14 protein-coding genes are annotated in these 16,758 nt (G+C 69.9%); 3 read left to right on the forward strand and 11 right to left on the reverse strand.

Going from position 1 to position 16,758, the window contains the following annotated elements:
• Positions 1–197: 197 nt before the first annotated feature.
• Complete coding sequence (locus tag RGI145_RS02175; protein ID WP_075797048.1) at positions 198–1,316, forward strand: THUMP domain-containing class I SAM-dependent RNA methyltransferase; 1,119 nt, start codon at positions 198–200, stop codon at positions 1,314–1,316.
• A gap of 45 nt (positions 1,317–1,361) precedes the next feature.
• Here RGI145_RS02175 and RGI145_RS02180 read toward each other — a convergent pair whose 3' ends face one another.
• Positions 1,362–1,982 carry a pyridoxamine 5'-phosphate oxidase family protein gene (locus tag RGI145_RS02180; protein ID WP_075797049.1) on the reverse strand — a complete coding sequence of 207 codons (621 nt, stop codon included), beginning with the start codon at positions 1,980–1,982 and terminating at the stop codon, positions 1,362–1,364.
• A 117-nt stretch (positions 1,983–2,099) separates the two neighbouring features.
• On the opposite strand from RGI145_RS02180, the gene RGI145_RS02185 reads away from it, so the two are divergent.
• Complete coding sequence (locus RGI145_RS02185; protein ID WP_083670298.1) at positions 2,100–2,960, forward strand: LysR substrate-binding domain-containing protein; 861 nt, start codon at positions 2,100–2,102, stop codon at positions 2,958–2,960.
• A gap of 17 nt (positions 2,961–2,977) precedes the next feature.
• Here the strand turns inward: RGI145_RS02185 and RGI145_RS02190 are convergent, their stop codons facing one another.
• From RGI145_RS02190 to RGI145_RS02210, 5 genes are all read right to left on the reverse strand, one after another.
• Entirely contained in the window at positions 2,978–3,568 is a 591-nt protein-coding gene (locus RGI145_RS02190; RefSeq protein ID WP_075797050.1) for an IS5/IS1182 family transposase, read from the reverse strand.
• Between the two features lie 79 nt (positions 3,569–3,647).
• Entirely contained in the window at positions 3,648–5,009 is a 1,362-nt protein-coding gene (locus tag RGI145_RS24615; protein ID WP_167668223.1) for a three-Cys-motif partner protein TcmP, read from the reverse strand.
• A 16-nt stretch (positions 5,010–5,025) separates the two neighbouring features.
• A complete protein-coding gene (locus RGI145_RS02200; protein ID WP_075797051.1) occupies positions 5,026–5,772 on the reverse strand; it encodes a DUF5131 family protein in 747 nt (248 codons plus the stop codon).
• Positions 5,773–5,980: 208 nt separating this feature from the next.
• Positions 5,981–8,272 (reverse strand): xanthine dehydrogenase molybdopterin binding subunit, encoded by a 2,292-nt coding sequence (gene xdhB, locus RGI145_RS02205; RefSeq protein WP_075797052.1) that lies wholly within the window; start codon positions 8,270–8,272, stop codon positions 5,981–5,983.
• On the reverse strand, positions 8,272–9,654 hold the full coding sequence (locus RGI145_RS02210) for a xanthine dehydrogenase small subunit (RefSeq protein WP_083670300.1): 1,383 nt from the start codon (positions 9,652–9,654) through the stop codon (positions 8,272–8,274). Before RGI145_RS02210 ends, xdhB begins: the two co-directional genes overlap by 1 nt.
• 194 nt (positions 9,655–9,848) lie before the next feature.
• On the opposite strand from RGI145_RS02210, the gene RGI145_RS02215 reads away from it, so the two are divergent.
• Complete coding sequence (locus RGI145_RS02215; RefSeq protein WP_075797053.1) at positions 9,849–10,787, forward strand: CorA family divalent cation transporter; 939 nt, start codon at positions 9,849–9,851, stop codon at positions 10,785–10,787.
• 22 nt (positions 10,788–10,809) lie between these two features.
• Here the strand turns inward: RGI145_RS02215 and RGI145_RS02220 are convergent, their stop codons facing one another.
• From RGI145_RS02220 to RGI145_RS02240, 5 genes are all read right to left on the reverse strand, one after another.
• Entirely contained in the window at positions 10,810–11,190 is a 381-nt protein-coding gene (locus tag RGI145_RS02220; protein ID WP_075799761.1) for a response regulator, read from the reverse strand.
• A gap of 145 nt (positions 11,191–11,335) precedes the next feature.
• A complete protein-coding gene (locus tag RGI145_RS02225; protein ID WP_075797054.1) occupies positions 11,336–12,694 on the reverse strand; it encodes an FAD/NAD(P)-binding protein in 1,359 nt (452 codons plus the stop codon).
• Between the two features lie 128 nt (positions 12,695–12,822).
• A complete protein-coding gene (locus RGI145_RS02230; protein ID WP_075797055.1) occupies positions 12,823–13,524 on the reverse strand; it encodes an ABC transporter ATP-binding protein in 702 nt (233 codons plus the stop codon).
• Positions 13,524–14,279: an ABC transporter ATP-binding protein gene (locus RGI145_RS02235; protein WP_075797056.1), complete on the reverse strand. Its 756-nt coding sequence runs from the start codon at positions 14,277–14,279 to the stop codon at positions 13,524–13,526. The genes RGI145_RS02230 and RGI145_RS02235 overlap by 1 nt, the downstream gene beginning before the upstream one ends.
• A 361-nt stretch (positions 14,280–14,640) precedes the next feature.
• Positions 14,641–16,485, reverse strand: coding sequence for an ABC transporter permease (locus RGI145_RS02240; protein ID WP_075797057.1), 1,845 nt, complete (start codon positions 16,483–16,485; stop codon positions 14,641–14,643).
• Between the last annotated feature and the right edge of the window lie 273 nt (positions 16,486–16,758).

Raw genomic sequence — 16,758 nt, forward strand, 5'->3', positions numbered from 1 at the left:
TGCCTTCCCGGCCGGGAGAAGGCCAGTCTGGCGATGGCAGGGGGGGGCACGGGCCGTGCCCCGGGGAGGGCGGCGAGATGGGCGCGCCCGCCCTGGGATGGTAGGAGGAACGCGCCGCCCCTGCCTCGGCAACCTGCCGGGCAGTTTCGGGCCGGCCGGCGCAGACCATGCCACTCCCAGCTTTCCAGGCGGACCGGATGACCAAGGACCAGGATTTCGAGATTTTCCTGGCAGCCCCGCCGGGGCTGGAGGCCGTGCTGCACGACGAGGTGCGCGGCAAGGGCTTCAAGCAGGCGAAGCCGGTGCCGGGGGGCGTGACGATCCGGGGCGGCTGGCCCGAGGTGTGGCGCGCCAATCTCTGGGTCCGCGGGGCGGGGCGCGTGCTGGCGCGGCTGGATTCGTTCCGCGTGACGCATCTGGCGCAGCTCGACGCGCGGGCGCGGCGGGTGGAATGGGCGCGGGTGCTGCGGCCGGACGTGCCGTTCCGGGTCGAGGCCACCTGCGCCGGGTCGCGCATCTATCACAGCGGCGCGGCGGCGGAACGGATCGCGCGGGCCATCCGGGAAACGGTGGGCGCGCCGGCCTCCGACGAGGCGGAGATCGTGGTGCGGGCGCGCATCGAGCGGGATGTCTGCACGATCAGCCTCGATACCTCCGGCGAGCCGCTGCACCGGCGCGGCTTCAAGCCCGAGGTGAACGCGGCGCCGATGCGGGAAACGCTGGCCTCGCTGTTCCTGCGGCAATGCGGCTTCACGGGCACCGAAAGCGTGCTGGACCCGATGTGCGGCTCGGGCACCTTCGTGATCGAGGCGGCGGAGATCGCGGCGCGGCTGAACCCCGGACGGGGGCGCTCCTTCGCCTTCGAGAAGCTGGCGGGCTTCGACGCGGCGGCCTGGGCGGCGATGCGGGCGGTGCGCAGCGCGCGGGAGCCGGCGGCCCCGTGCTTCGGCAGCGACCGGGATGCCGGGGCGGTGGCGATGAGCCGCGCCAATGCGGAGCGCGCCGGGGTCGCGGGTTTCACCCGCTTCCACCAGGGGCCGATCGCCGCGCTGGAGGTGCCGGAGGGCGCGGTGCCCGGGGTGGTGATGGTGAACCCGCCCTATGGCGGCCGGCTCGGCGAGCGGGGGGCGCTGCTGCCGCTGTACCAGACGCTCGGGCAGGTGCTGCGGCAGCGCTTCGCCGGCTGGCGCGTAGGGATGGTGACCAGCGAGGCGCGGCTGGCGCAGGCGGCGGGGCTGCCCTTCCTGCCGGCGGAGGCGCCGGTGCCGCATGGAGGCGTGCGGGTGGTGCTGTACCGGACCGGGTTGCTCGGCTGAGGCCGGAGGCCCAGGAGCGGCCAGCGGGTCTGGCTATGCGGCGGCTCACCACATCGTCTGGCGGGCGCGCTCGGCCCAACTGCTGTCATAGGTCTCGCCGCCGACGCGGCCCTGGCTCATCTCGGCCAGGATCTGGCCGGGGGTGGGCAGGGTCTTGGGATCGACCTGGCTGTCCTGGCGCCAGAGGCCGGCGCGGATGATCGCGCGGGCGCACTGGAAATAGACCTCGGTGACCTTGATCACCATGACGGTGCGGGGCGCCTTGCCCTCCACGGCGAAGGATTCGAGCAAAGCGGGGTCGTCGTCGATGGTGGCGCGGCCGTTGACGCGCATGGCGTTTCCGATGCCGGGGATCAGGAACATCAGCCCGACGCGCGGGTCGCGGACCACGTTGCGCAGGCTGTCGATGCGGTTGTTGCCGCGGCGGTCGGGCAGCAGCAACGTGCCGGGATCGGCGATGCGGACGAAGCCCTTCATGTCGCCGCGCGGGGAGCAGTCCAACCCCTCCGGCCCCGAGGTGGCGAGGGCGAGGAAGGGCGCGGCCTCGATGAAACGGCGGTACTGCGGGGTGATGTGGCCGGCGACCTTGGCGGTCGAGGCCTCCCCCACGGCGCCGAGGGCGCCGTAGATGCGTTCCAGTTCCTCGATCGTGGCGATGGTGGCCATGGCGGTGCGCTCCGTCTCCCGTGACAGGGCGTTGCTAGACGAGGTGCCGGGGGCGGCATATCGAATAGTTGTCGCCGATCTGTGCGGAAAGCTCACGGAGGTCCGGCCCTGCGCCAGTTGCCGCCGCTGTCCACGCTGCGGGCCTTCGAGGCCACGGCCCGGCTGGGCTCCGTCACGCGGGCCGCGGCGGAGCTGGGGCGCACGCATGGGGCGGTGAGCCGGCAGATCCGCACGTTGCAGGAGGCGGCGGGCTGCGCGCTGTTCGACAAGGCGGGGACGGGGCTGCGGCTGAACGCGCGCGGCGAGGCGTTGCTGCGCGTGGTGGCGGAGGCGCTGGACGGGCTGGAGGGCGGCTGGGCGCGGCTGCTGGAGGAGGCGCGGGGGCCGGTGGTGCATGTGGCGTGCAGCGCGAGTTTCGCCATGCGCTGGCTGGTGCCGAGGCTGGGCGAGTTCCACCAGCGGCATCCGGGCGTGCGGCTGCGGCTGTCCATGACCACGGCGCGGGAGGTGCGGTTCGAGGGGGCGGCGCTGGTGATCGCCTGGGACCGGGGCTCCTATCCGCCCGCCGACCAGGCGCGGGCGATCCTGCTCGGCCCGGTGGCGGTGGGGCCGGTCTGCGCGCCCGGCTATCCGGTGCGGGTGGAGGCGGGGCGGCTGCGGATGGCGGTGCGGATCGCGCATGAGCATACGGGCCGGGCCTGGGACGGGTGGGCGGCGGAATCCGGGCGCGCCGCCGCCTGGGAGGAGGAGTTGCGGTTTCCTCACACACATCTGTGCATCGGGGCGGCGCTGGCCGGGCTGGGCGTGGCCGTGGCCGAGCAGCGGCTGGTGGCGGAGGATGTGGCGGCCGGGCGGCTGGTGGCGCCCTGCGGCTTCACGACCCTGCCGGAGCGATGGGGGGCGGTTCCGTTCTCCGACAGCGTGGAGACGGGGGCGGGGCGGGAATTCGTGACGTGGCTGCGGGGGGCGCTGGGCTGAGGGCGTGGGAGGCGCGCTCATGGCCAGGACCAGCGCAGGACGGGGGCGATGCGGCGGCGGCCGGCGGCGGTGCGGTACAGGGCCATGAGGGTGCGGAGCATGGCGCGGTAGGCAGTGATGGTGCCGCGCCGGGTGGGCAGGGGCGGAAGTTTCGCGCGGCGCAGGGTTTCGGACAAATCGGGATCGGGGAGGAGCCAGGGCGGGCCGGGCAGGGCGGAGCGCAGGTTCAGCCGGCGGGCCAGGAGGATGAGGCCCATGCCCAGGATGCGGTAGGCGCGGCGGGCGGCGCGGCAGATGCGGTGGCGGAGGGATTGCAACGGGTGCTGCGCGGGGAGGGTGGCGAGGGCGGTCAGAAGACGGCCCCAGACCCCCGCATGGGTGAGGCGGCGGAAGAAGCGGGCGATGGTGTCGGCGCGGCCGTGCTGCGCCGGGAGGGCGCACCAGGGAAGCGGGGTGAGGGCGTGGGCGAAGATGGCGTCCATGCGGGCGCGGGGACCCTCCGCGACCGGGCGGCCGCGGTGGCGGGGGTCGTGCGGGAGGTAAGGGGAGAGGGCGGACCACTCCGCGTCGGTCAGGGGGTGGGAGGGGAGGATGGGGGTGGCGCGCATGGGCGAGGGTGTAGCATAGGCGAGGGGTGTTAGGCAAGTTTTCCTATATCTGAGTAGAATCCCTGCCTCGTCAGTTAGGCTACTTTTTGTCAGACGGTATTAATAATGGACCGAAGTTTACTCGAGCCCGGCTCGGCCTTCTTACCGATGACACCTTTGGTTTGCCTGTGAGGTTTTTGGCTAACGCGTGCGTTGGTGCTGGGCGTCTCAAAAAATGAAAGGTGGGCTGCTCGGGCAAGATTAGAACATCGTCCGGTTTCATGCTCGAAAGGACCCTTTTTTCTCCTCCGTCTGCTGTCAGAATGTGCACCTGCTTGTGTTCGGCTAATTGAGCAAAAACTTGCCTGATGATTGTGCTGTCGGCTGGGCTGTGATTGGCATTTTCAGCAAAAAACTGCCTGAACGAGATAGGTGCTCCATATTTATCCAGCAATTTAGGCAAGTCCTCTTGAAGAAGCCACTCAGTTCTAGAGCGGGCATCCTCATCAAACATAAAGCCCTGGCTATTCGGTGGCGGCGAGTAAGGGTCAAAGCCTAACATATTGTAGCCTGATCCTCCATAATGGGAAAACTGATTGCTTTGTGCCCAATGCAAAGTAGTCATTACATCTCTCGCGCGCGCATGCGTGGATAGATGGACTAGCCAGTAGGCTGTATGGCTTTTGCGCGATGTTATAAAGAATGGAGTATAGTATTTTGCTGTTCTTTCAAACGATTGTGTTAGCAGCCTTTGAATTAGCCCGTGAATGCCATTTTCTGCTTGTGCAGCCACATCGAAAGTTTCTCTGGTTAGCCCTTCAACGCCTAAATGTCTCAATTGCTCATCAAGGCGATCATAATCCTGCATCCATCGTGCCAGTTGATCAAAGGCGAAGGTAAGAATGACTTCTGGTTTGTGTAAAGATTCAAAAATCTGGCTAATAGCTTTGAACGGAACATCGCGATAACCAAATTGATCTAACAGAAAGATAGCTTTGCGTCGGCCATGAACGCGGCCAATCAAATTTGGCAATACTCCTTCAAATTTTCCTTCGTGGAGTATGATTTGACTTCCTAAATATTGAACATAACCACGTTCGGCAAGTGTGCGGCGTAACACGTCGTGGGCAGATCTATTTGCATCTACTAAATGTAATCGCCAATTTAGTTGGAAGACGTTCCTTTGATTCTCCTGAATTCTCTGCTGCATCTCATGCAATACTTCTAGTATAATAATAGGCGAGCCGTAGTATAAATCTGGGGTGCCACGTTGCCGATAAACGCCACCACCGGAAAATGTGTCGAATATCTCTATGCCGTACTGTCTGAAGCCCCGGGGTTTTATTAATTCTTCGAGGTAGCGACGAAGATACTGTCTGTATAAATCATGCTTAACTTTGCTGTGCTCTCCGATCTCGGGTAGAGTTTCAGCTAATCCCCATCTATATTGCCCTTCTCTCATTTTTTCTCCTGCGGAGCTAATTGACGTTTGGCATCTCGTCCCAAGTGCGTCCATCTAGAAGACGGCCATTTGCGCTTTTGGATCGACGTAAACCATCATATCCCCAAGCGCCCCACTGTTTGAAGAAAAATGGGACGCCGGTAGATAAACATTGATCCCGAACATTAATGGCCCATTCGGGCTTCATTAGCCTAGCGCGGGGGCCGGACTCGCCGCCGACTATTACCCAATGAATACCGCTGAGATCTAAAGATCCAACATCGCCAATGAGCGGCTCTATTGATAAAAATCGAACGTTTGCGTTTGTTTGTCTCAAATGGTTTATACGTGAAACTCTTTGTTTGTCTTCTACAGATACACCAAGCCAAATATGAGAAGGTACTAATCTGTTGCGATAGCGTCTATTAACCCAATCCCTCATCAGGGAGGAGCGTTTGGTAAGCATCTGGTAGGTATGCCAGTTTGCACGCTCCATAGTATCGAATACAGAATCTATGAAAGATTCTGGAACGCCCTTCTGAAATAAATCAGACATTGAATTGACGAAGATCATTCTTGGCTTTCGCCAAGAATCTGGTTGCCTTAGACGCTCGGGCCTAAGCTGAAGATCAAAGCCGTTCTCAAAAGCATGATTGGGCACATTTCGAAAACGCTCGGCAAATATTGCCGCATAGCAATTATCACAACCTGGACTAATTTTGATGCAACCCGTGACAGGATTCCAAGTCGCGTCTGTCCATTCGATGTCAGACGTCTGCGCCAACTTATAACCTCCGGAACGAAACAGGAATCTAGCTCAGACGCAAGGGTCTAGCAATTCCCCCGAGTGGCTACAGGAAGGATTGCTACAGACAGCACTCAGAATTCCGACTCGTACTCGGAAGGTCCAGGAAACTCAGTTTCCTGGCGGATAGGGGGGCTGGGGGCAAAGGCAGAGCCTTTCCCCCAGAGGCCGCCACGAATCGCCCCGCCTAACCACCCCCACCCTCGAACGCCTCCAGCATCCGCTCCGGCGTCACCGGCGCATCCAACCGCGCCACCCCTGCCGCATCGGCCAGCGCGTTCCACACCGCCGTCGCCAGCATCAGCGGCGGCTCCCCCACGGCCTTGGAGCGGAAGATGGTGTCCGCCCGGGCGGGGGCATCCGCCAGCAGCCGCACCTCGAAGACCTCCGGCACGTCGCGGGAGCCGGGGATCTTGTAGGTGGAGGGGCCGAGGGTGCGGAGGCGCCCTTGCGCGTCCCACCAGAGTTCCTCGCAGGTGAGCCAGCCCAGGCCCTGGACAAAGGCGCCCTCGATCTGGCCGAGGTCCACGGCGGGGTTGAGGGAGCGGCCGCAATCCTGGACCAGCCAGGCGCCCGTGCAGCGGTGCTCGCCGGTCAGGGTGTCCACCTCCACCTCCGCGACCGAGGCGCCATAGGAGAAGTAGAAGAAGGGCTCGCCGCGCATGGCGACAGGGTCCCAGCTCAGGCCGGGGGTCTTGTAGTGGCCGGCGGCGGAAAGGGAGACGCGCTTCGCGTGGCAAAGGCGGGCGAGTTCGCCGAAGCCGAGACGGTGGTTGCCGGCGCGGGCCTCGTCATCGGCCAGGGTGATGTCGGCGGGGTCCACGGACCAGTGCTCGGCGGCGGCGGCGATCATGCGGTCGCGGATGGCGGTGGCGGCGATCTGCGCGGCCCAGCCGTTGAGGTCGGTGCCGGTGCTGGCGGCGGTGGGGGAGGTGTTGGGGACCTCCGCCGTGCTGGTGGCGGTGATGCGGACGCGGGAAAGGGGGACGCCGAAGGTTTCGGCGACGATCTGGGCGACCTTGATGAAGAGGCCCTGGCCCATCTCGGTGCCGCCGTGGTTCAGGCGGATGGAGCCGTCGGCATAGACATGCACGAGGGCGCCGGCCTGGTTCATGCTCTGGACGCCGAAGGAGATGCCGAAGGCGAGGACGAAGGAGCCGAGGCCGCGCCGCTTGTAGGGGTGGGCGGCGTTGAAGGCGTCGATGGCGGCGCGGCGGTCGTCCCAGCCGGAAAGGGCCTGGGTTTCGGCCCAGACGCGGCGGATGAGGTCGCCTTCCAGGGTCTGGCCATAGGGGGTTTTGTCGCTGTTCTCACCGCCGGCGAAGTTGCGGGCGCGGACGGCCTCGGGGGTGGAGCCCAGGGCGCGGGCGAGGTGGCGGACGACATCCTCCGTCAGCAGCACGCCCTGGGGGCCGCCGAAGCCGCGGAAGGCGGTGTTGCTGACGGTGTTGGTGCGGACCACGCGGCCGTCGATGCGGATATGCGGCACGTCGAGGGCGTTGAGGGCGTGGGTGACGGCGCGGAAGACGACGCCGGTGGAGAGGTCGAGGGTGTGGCCGCCATCGGCGACCATGAGGGCGTCGAGGGCCAGCAGGCGGCCCGTGTCGTCGAAGCCGGCCTCCCAGCGGTAGAGGAAGGGGTGGCGCTTGCCGGTGGCGGCCATGTCGGCCTTGCGGGAAAGGCGGAGCTTGACCGGGCGGCCGGTGCGGTGGGCGGCCAGCGCCGCGGCGGCGCCGACCCAGGAGGCGTTGCTTTCCTTGCCGCCGAAGCCGCCGCCCATGCGGCGGGTCTGGACGGTGATGCGGTTGTAGTCGCAGCCGAGGATGCGGGCGGCGATGTGCTGCACCTCGGTCGGGTGCTGGGTGGAGGAATGGAGGGTGAGGTCGCCGTCCTCGCCGGGGATGGCGAGGCAGATCTGGCCTTCGAGGTAGAAATGCTCCTGCCCGCCGCAGCGGAACTCGCCGGAGAGGGTGCGGGGGGCGGTGGCGAGGGCCTGGTCCACGTCGCCCGTGGTCATGACCATGGGGGGGAGGAGGAGGTCGCCCGCCTCCAGCGCGTCCTCGATGGAGAGGACGGGGGGCAGTTTCTCCACCTCCGCCGTGACCGTCTTGGCGGCGGCGATGGCGGCGTCGCGGGTGGTGGCGACGACCATGCCGAGGGGCTGGCCCCAGTGGAGGATCTCGCTTTCCGCGAAGAGGTGTTCGCCCGGCTTGTGGGCGGGGGAGATGTCGTTGCTGCCGGGGATGTCGGCGGGCGTCAGGACGGCGACGACGCCGGGATGCGCGCGGGCCGCTTCCGTGCGGAGGGTGAGGAGGCGGGCATGGGCGGTGTCGGCGAGGATCAGCGCGGCGTGCAGGGTGCCGGGGATGTCCGGGATGTCGTCGGCGAAGCGGGCCTGGCCGGTGCAGTGGGCGAGGGCGCTGTCATGCGGCAGGGGGGCGCCGGCGGTGCGGGTCAGGTTGGGCGGGTTCGTGTCCATCACGCGGTCTCCTGGCCGGACCAGCGATGCCAGAGGCGCCGAAGCAGGTTGCCGGCGGCGCGTTTGCGGTAGGCGGCGCTGGCGCGCAGGTCGTCGAGCGGGGCGATCTCCGCGCTCAGGGCCTGGGCGGCAGCGGCAAAGCTGGCTTCGTTGAAGGGGGCGCCGGCGAGGGCGGCCTCGGCGCCGGGGGCGCGGGCCGCCTGGGGGCCGAGGCCGCCATGGGCGATGCGGGCGGTGGCGATGCGGTCGCCGTCGCGGGTGAGCAGGATGCTGAGGCCGACGGCGGTGATGTCCTGGTCGTGGCGGCGGGAAAGCTTCTCGCAGGCCATCAGGGCGCCGTCCGGCGGGCGGGGGAGGAAGACGTCGCGGATGACCTCGCCCGTGGGTTTCAGGGCGTTGCGGCGGTAGCCGGTGAGGAACTGCTCCACCGGCATCTCGCGCTCGCCCTCCGGGCTGCTGAGGCGGAGGGTGGCGCCGAGGGCGAGCAGCGGCGGCAGGGCGTCGCCGATGGGGGAGGCGGTGCCGAGATTGCCGCCGAGCGTGCCCATGCCGCGGATCTGGCGGGAGCCGAGGCGGCGCAGCAGGCCGGCGAGCGGGGCGAAGCCGGGCTCCGTGGCGCAGAGGGCGAGGAGGCGGCGGTAGGGAAGGCTGGCGCCGATGCGCAGGCCCGTGGGCGTGACCTCGGCGATGGCGAGTTCGGGGACGGCGAGGGTGCAGATGGTGGTCTCGGGCGCCTCCCGGTGCTCGGAGATGCGCAGGCCGAGATCGGTGCCGCCGGCGAGGAGCCAGGCGCCGGGATGGGCGGCGCGGAGGGCGACCAGCTCCGCCAGGCTGGCGGGGCGGTGGAAGCTCTGCGGGCCGCTTTCCAGGAGCGGGGCGGCGGGGAGCGTGGCGCCGGGCGGGGGCACGGCCGGTTCGGCGGGGAGGCGGGCGAAGGCCTCCAGGATCGGGCGGTAGCCCGTGCAGCGGCAGAGGTTGCCGGCCAGCGCCTCGTGCGGGTCGCCGCCCTCGGTCTGGTGCGCCCAGGCGGACATGACGATGCCAGGAGTGCAGAAGCCGCATTGCGTGCCGTTGCAGGCGGCCATGGTGGACTGCACGGGATGGGCGGTGCCGTCGGGGGCGCGCAGCCCCTCCACGGTGCGCAGGCGGCGGCCATGGATCTGGCCCAGGGTGAGCAGGCAGGAATTGACGGCGACGCGGGCGCCGTCGGGTTCCTCCAGCACCACGGTGCAGGCGCCGCAATCGCCCTCGGCGCAGCCTTCCTTGGTGCCGGTCAGAGCGGCGGGGCCGCGCAGCCAGTCGAGCAGCGTGGTGGTGGGCGGGAGCTCCGGCGGCAGGTGCCGCGGCTCGTCGTTCAGGTGGAAGGCGATATGGGCCGGCATGGGGCGGAGCCTAGCAAGCCGGATGCCGTGGCTGCCATGGCGGGAATCGCAGGATGCGGCCGCGCAGAAGCAAAGGCGAGGAGACGCGGCCTGTCATGGAACGGACACTCGCCGCGCGACGGCGCCGGGCTTAGTGCGGGCGGCATGACATCCCCGGATTCCCCGCGCCGCGCCGGCATGCGCCACCGGCCCGCATGATCCCGCCGCTTCAGGAAGGGGGCGACCGCACCCATGGCCGTGTCTGGGCGCTGGACATGCCCGGCTGGCGCTGGACCCACTACGACCTGGTGACGCCCGCGGCCTTTCCCGCGATCCAGGCGGAGGGATGGGGGGAGGATGTCCTCGCCCTGATGCGCGACAAGGACGAGACACCACGCCTGCAATCGCGGGACGGGCTCGTCATGGGAATCCTGCCGGACTTCCCGCACCAGGCCGGGCTCGAATCGCGGGAGGCGGCGAACTGGCGCTTCGCCATGCGGCAGGATCGCATCGTCACGGGGCGGCGGAGTTCCGTGGAGGGGCTTTATCACGCCTGGCAGGCGGCCCGCGACGGGCATGCGCCGCAGAGCCCCGCGGGGCTGGTGGACCTCGTGCTCGCGCATTTCGCGTCGGGGGTGGCGAAGCGCGCCGCGGCCCTCGACGACGAGGCGCGGCGGATCGAGGACGACCTGCTGTCCGACGAGCCGAAGCGGGGGCTGGACGAAAGCGGGCGTCGGCTGGGGGTGGTGCGGCGCGATGCGACCCGGCTGGTCCGCCTGGTCGCGCCGGTGGTGCGGCTGCTGCGGGAGGAAGAGGAGGAGCTTCCGGACTGGGCGGCCGAGCGGAGCCACGAGACGGCAAGGCGGCGCATCCTTTCGGCGCTGGACGACCTGCGGGCGCTGCAGGAACACGGGCGGGCCCTGCAGGACGAGCTTTCCGCGCGGCAGGCGACGGAAACGAACCGCAACGTCAACACCCTGTCGGTGATCACCGCCGTACTGCTGCCGCCGAGCCTGGTGGCGGGCTTCTTCGGGATGAACACGGGCGGCATGGCGCTGGCCGAGCCGGAGAACGGCACGCTCTGGGCCGGGGGGCTGATGCTGGGTTCGGTGGCGGTCACGCTGCTGTTGCTGAGGCTGCGGCGGATCATCTGATCCGGACGGCGGCAGGTGGCGGTCAGGGCTCGTCCCGGCCGAGCAGGGCCTCGTCGATCTGTTCCAGCAGGCGCGGAAAGTCCACCGGCTTCGGGTGATAGGCATCGAATCCCGCCGCCGCCAGGTCGGTGGGGCTGGCGGGCAGGCCATGTGCCGTCAGCGCGATGATCGGGATCCGGGCGGCCTCGCCCTCCGCGCCGCGCAGGGAGCGGGCGACGCTCCAGCCGTCGCGGAGCGGCAGGTTCATGTCCAGCAGGATCAGGTCGGGCTGTTCCGCCAGGGCCCGGCGCAGCCCGGCCTCCCCATCCGGCGCCAGCACGACGTGGAAGCCTCGCCGCTCCAGCCTCCGGGACAGGGAGTCCCGCAGGTCCTCATGGTCCTCCACCAGCAGAATCCGGGTCACGTCATGGTCCTGGGCGGCACCTTCCACGGGGCGGTCCGGCGCGGGGGCCGACCTGTCATCGAAGCGCCGCACATCCCCGCGGGTTGCCGCCGTCCGCCCCAGCCTGCCGGGGCGATGCATGGGGGCAACGCGCGCGGCGGGCCGTTCAGCGCGCGGGCGCCAGCCTTTCGGCCAGATCCGCCACCTGCCGCCGGATCTCCGCCACGGCGGTGATCTCCCACAGGCCGCCGGGAGCGCAGGGGCCGATGGCGTAGAGGCCGGGCACGGCCTCCCCATCCCGGTCCAGGACCGCGTCGCCGGGCGCGGTGTCGAGGCCCAGTTCCAGCGGATCGAGCCGCGCCAGCCCCGCCGCGAGGAGTTCCGCGACGGCCGGGTGCCGGAGCCAGTGGCGCCCCCCGGCGGGGCCGGTGCAGAGCTGCAGCCGCGCCACGGGCAGTTCCTCGCGTCGGCCGCCCCGGTGGCGCAGCATGACCCGGAGGCCGCCATCCGGCCCGCTGGCACAGCTCTCCAGCCGGGCGGCATGGACCGTCACCTGACCGCCCTCCACCATCTCCCGCATCACGCCGAAGATCTCCGGCGCGATGCGGTGCCGGTGCAGGCTCCAGACGGTGCGGGCATGGCGCAGGAAGCGCCGCCGCTCCACGGGCGGCAGGCCCTGCCACAGCGCCTGGACATGCGGGCGGACGGCATCCATCACCACCTGCCAGGGCTGGCCGGCGGCCCGGGCCCGCGCGGCCTCCCGCCGCAGCCAGCGCGACAGGCCCCGCGCGGTCAGGGGCCGCGGCGGCTCCGGCAGGCACCAGGCCGTGCCGGGCGGGGCGGCGCTGTGGGGCAAGGGCAGCCAGCCATGGCGCGAGACCACATGCACCGCGCCGCGATGCCCCTGCGCACGCAGGGCCAGCAGGTGATCCACCATGGTCAGGCCACTGCCCAGCAGCAGCACCGCACCGTCGGGCGGCAGGCCATGCAGCTCCGACAGGCCCTGGCAGGCGCCCTCGACCGGCTGCGAAGGTGCGTTGCCCAGGGCAAGCACGCAGATACGGGCCTGGCAGGCCATCGTCCCGGCCTCGATGCGCCAGAGCCCGTCCGCGCCACGCCGGATCGCGGAGACGGTCTGTGGCAGATGGGTGAGTTCCGCTCCCGCGCCCCGGCGCGCCTCTTCCAGCAGCGAGAGCATGTAGCGCCCGAAGAGCTGGCGGGGTGCGAAGCGGCGCGCCAGCGGCTTGTCGCGGTCCTCCGCCGGGCAGAAGGCGTCCGGCGATTGCGGCAGCAGCCAGCGCACGAAATGGTCGGGCTCCCCGGCCAGGGCGCTCATCCCCCCGGCCGGCGCGTTGAGGACGTGCCAGCGCCCCGCTTCCTCATAGGCCGGGCCACGGCCGGGTTCGGGGCGTGGCTCGAAGAGAAGGATCCGCTGCCCGGCCGCGAGCCTCGCGCGCAGGAGAATGGCCAGCAGGGTCCCGGTGAAGCCCCCGCCGACGATGGCAATATCGACCGGCTGATCCATGGCCGCAGCCTAGCGGAGCCGGTCGGGGGGCGGCAAACAACCCATTCCCCGTTGCGGGCCTGGAAAGGATACATCTTTTGCGAAAGGGCCGAAGCGGGGATGAACATTCTCCATCGCCGCCACGGGACCTAGACGGCGAGGTAACGGCGCCGCACCGCCTCGTCCGCCGCCAGCGCCTCCGGCGCCCCGCTCCAGACCGCCCGGCCCTTCTCCAGCACCACCGCGCGGTCCGCCACGCCCCGGGCGAAATGCGGGTTCTGCTCGGCCAGCAGGATGGTCAGCCCCTCGGCCTTCAGCCGCAGCACTGCCTGCGCCATCTGCTCCACGATCACCGGCGCCAGGCCCTCGCCCGGCTCGTCCAGCAGCAGCAGGCGCGGATTGCCCATCAGCGTGCGGGCGATGGTCAACATCTGCTGCTCGCCGCCGCTCATCCGCCCCCCGGGCCGGTCGCGCATCCGGCCGAGATTGGGAAAGAGCGCGAAGAGCCGTTCCGGCGTCCAGGGCGGCAGCCCCTCGCGCGGCGCCTGCCGGCCGACCTCCAGATTCTCCATCACCGTGAGATCGGCGAAGATCCGCCGCTCCTCCGGCACGTAGCCGAGCCCGGCGCGGGCGATGCGGTGCGGCTCCCAGCCCGTGATCTCGCGCCCGCCGAAGCGGATGCCGCCGCTCTCCGCCCGCAGCAGTCCCATGATGGTCTTGAGCGTGGTGCTCTTGCCCGCGCCGTTGCGGCCCAGCAGCATCACCAGCTCGCCCGCTCCGACCCGGAAGGACAGCCCCTGCAGGATGCGGGCGCGGCCATAGCCGCCGACGAGATCCACGACCTCCAGCATCAGCCGGCCACCCCGTCACCGGTTCCCAGATAGATCTCCCGCACCGCCGGATCGGCGCGGATGGAGGCCGCGTCCCCTTCCGCGATCAGCCGGCCATGGTCCAGCACCAGGATGCGGTCGGAAACGCCGAAGACCACGTCCATGTCATGCTCGGTGAAAAGCACGGCGATGCCCCGTTCCGTGGCGATCCGCCGCACCAGCCGCATCAGCGCCTCGCGCTCCGCCGGGGCCATGCCGGCGGTGGGCTCGTCCATCAGCAGCAGGCGCGGCTGCCCGGCCAGGGCGATGGCCAGCTCCAGCCGCTTCAGGTCGCCATAGGCCAGCACCCCCGCCGCGCGCTCCGCCTGCTCCGCCAGCCCGACCTGTTCCAGCAGTGCCCCGGCCTCCGCCCGCCGGCGGCCCGCCAGCGGCCGCCAGAAGCGCCAGACCTCCCCCTCCCGCGCCAGCAGGGCGAGCTGCACATTCTCCCGCAGCGTCATGGAACCGAAGGTGGCGGTGACCTGGAAGGTCCGCCCCACCCCCCGCCGGGCGATGGCGCGGGGCGAGAGGCCGGTGATCTCCCCACCCGCCAGCACCAGCCGCCCGGCATCCGGCCGCAACTGCCCGCCCACCATGTTGAAGCAGGTGGACTTCCCGGCCCCGTTCGGCCCGATCAGCGCCAGCATCTCCCCCGCCGCCAGCGCGAAGGAAACGTCCGAGACCGCCGCCACCCCGCCGAAGGACTTCCGCAACCCCTGCGCCACGAGCAGGCTCATGCGCCGGTCCGGCGTCGCGCTTGTGGCCGGCCCCGGGGGAGGCTCCGCCTGCCCCCGGACCCCCTCCGCTGGGGAGATGGTATCTCCCCAGACCCCGCCTTTCGTGGGCGCGGGATGGCACGGTCAGCCCCCGGTCCGATCCGGCCGACCAGTGGCGTTCCCGAAGAAAGAAAAGCGCGATGTCCGTACGGGCTGCCCGGGCAGTCGCCGGAGAGCCATGCTCTCCGGCGCGATCCGGCCGACAGCAAGGGGCCAGCGAACCGGGTCCAGGGCCCGCAGGGTCCTGGCGGATCAGGGGGTGCGGGGGGGCGACGCACTGCGTCGACGGCGGAGCCTTTCCCCCGGGGCGCGACGGCCCCGTTCACGCCTCGCGTCCCCGCAGCCAGAGGCGCCGTGCCGCGCCGGCGATGCCTTCGGGGAAGGCCATCACGACCAGCAGGATCACGGCCCCCAGCACGAGGCGCCAGAGATCGGTGCTGCGGACCAGGAGGTCGGCGAGGCCGGTATAGGCGAGGGCGCCGACCACCGGGCCGCTCATCGTCTGGAGCCCGCCCAGCAGCACCATCAGCAGCGCCTCCACCGAATGCGGGATGGCGATATAGGTCGGGAAGACGCCGCCCTTGGCATAGGCGAAGATCGCCCCGGACAACCCCGCCGCCGCCCCGGCCACCGCCAGGGCCAGGATGCGCAGCCGCGCCACGTCGAGCCCGATCGCCTCCGCCCGCAGCGCCGAATCCCGGCCCGCCCGCAGCGCGTAGCCATAGGGGGCGTAGAGCATCCGGCGCAGCAGCAGCACGGTCCCGGCGGCCAGCGCCAGCGCCAGGAGGTAGAAGGCGCGGGGATCGCGCGCCCAGCCCTCCGGCCAGAGGCCGAGCAGCCCGTTGTCGCCGCCGGTCACCCCGACCCACTGGAAGGCGATGGCCCAGGTGATCTGCGCGAAGGCCAGGGTGAGCATGGCGAGGTAGATGCCCGAGAGCCGCACCACGAACCAGCCGAACAGCCCCGCCGCCAGCCCAGCGGCGAGCGGCGCGGCCAGCAGCGCCAGCGGCATGGGGGCGGACAGGCTCTGGGCCAGCAGCCCGGCGGCATAGGCGCCGATGCCGAACCAGGCGGCATGGCCGAAGCTGGCCATCCCCCCGGGGCCCATCATGAAGTGCAGGCTGGCCGCGAAGACCAGCGCCACGCAGGCCTCGGTCAGCACGCTGAGCGCATAGTCGCCGAGCCAGAAGGGCGCGGAGGCGGCCAGCAGCAGCGCCGCGAGGCCCAGCGCGCGCAGGGCGGGCGGGGCGAGGCGGATCACCGGCGCGGCGGCCACCGCCTCCCGCGCCTCGGCCTGCGGGCGGCCCAGCAACCCGTTCGGGCGCAGCACCAGCACCGCCGCCATCACCAGGAAGACCAGCACCAGCGTGCTCTGCGGCAGCAGCGCCACGCCGAAGGCCTGCAGCACGCCGATCAGCAGGCTGGCCAGGAAGGCGCCCGTCAGGCTGCCCAGCCCGCCCACCACCACGACCACGAAGGCCTCGGTGATCACCGACAGGTCGATCTGCAGGTTGGCCGAGGCATTGGGCAGGGACAGCGCGCCGCCCAGCCCGGCCAGCCCGGCGCCGAGGGCGAAAACCGAGGTGAAGAGCAGGCGCTGGTTCACGCCCAGCGCCGCCGCCATCTCCCGGTCCAGCGTCGCGGCGCGCAGCAGCGTGCCCCAGCGCGTCCGGTGCAGCAGCAGCCAGAGCAGTCCCAGCACCACGGGCCCGGCCGCGATCAGGAGCAGGTCGTAGAAGGGGAAGCGGCTGCCGGCGATCTCCACGAAGCCGCGCATCCAGCGCGGGCGGGGCAGGGAGAGCTCCGCCGGCCCCCAGAGCCAGAGCGTGGCGTCCTGCAGGATCAGCACCACGCCGAAGGTGGCCAGAAGCTGGAACAGTTCCGGCGCGCGGTACACCCGCCGCATCACCGCAAGTTCCAGCGCCACGCCGATCAGCGCCGTGGCGAGCGCGGTGAGCAGCACGCCGAGCACGAACCATTCCGGATCGCGCGGCAGGCGCGTCAGGATGCTCCAGCCGATATAGGCGCCCAGCATGGTCAGGCTGCCATGCGAGAAGTTCACGATCCGCGTGACGCCGAAGAGGATCGTCAGCCCGGAGGCCACCAGGAAGAGCGAGGAGGCCCCGGCCAGACCTGTCAGCAGGGTGGGCAGGAAGGTTCCGGTCACGGGCCGGATGCCTCACTGGCGGCGGCGGGCCTTCCAGGCATTCCGGGCGCGGCCAGTGGCGTGCTTCGGGACTCCATTGAGTCGTGCGAGGTTCCCATACCCGTGTCGATAGCGGATGGCCCCGCCATCGTCGCCGGGGTCGCGTCGGAAATCCGCCCGGAGGGCACCGCTGCATGCCGGCGAAGGGTCTCCCGGACGGGCCCGTCAGGTTCCTGCCCGCATTGACGGGATGGGCTGGGGACGGAAACCTCCCTCCCCGGATCACCAGGGGGA

The organism is Roseomonas gilardii (assembly GCF_001941945.1).
Taxonomy (GTDB): Bacteria; Pseudomonadota; Alphaproteobacteria; order Acetobacterales; family Acetobacteraceae; genus Roseomonas.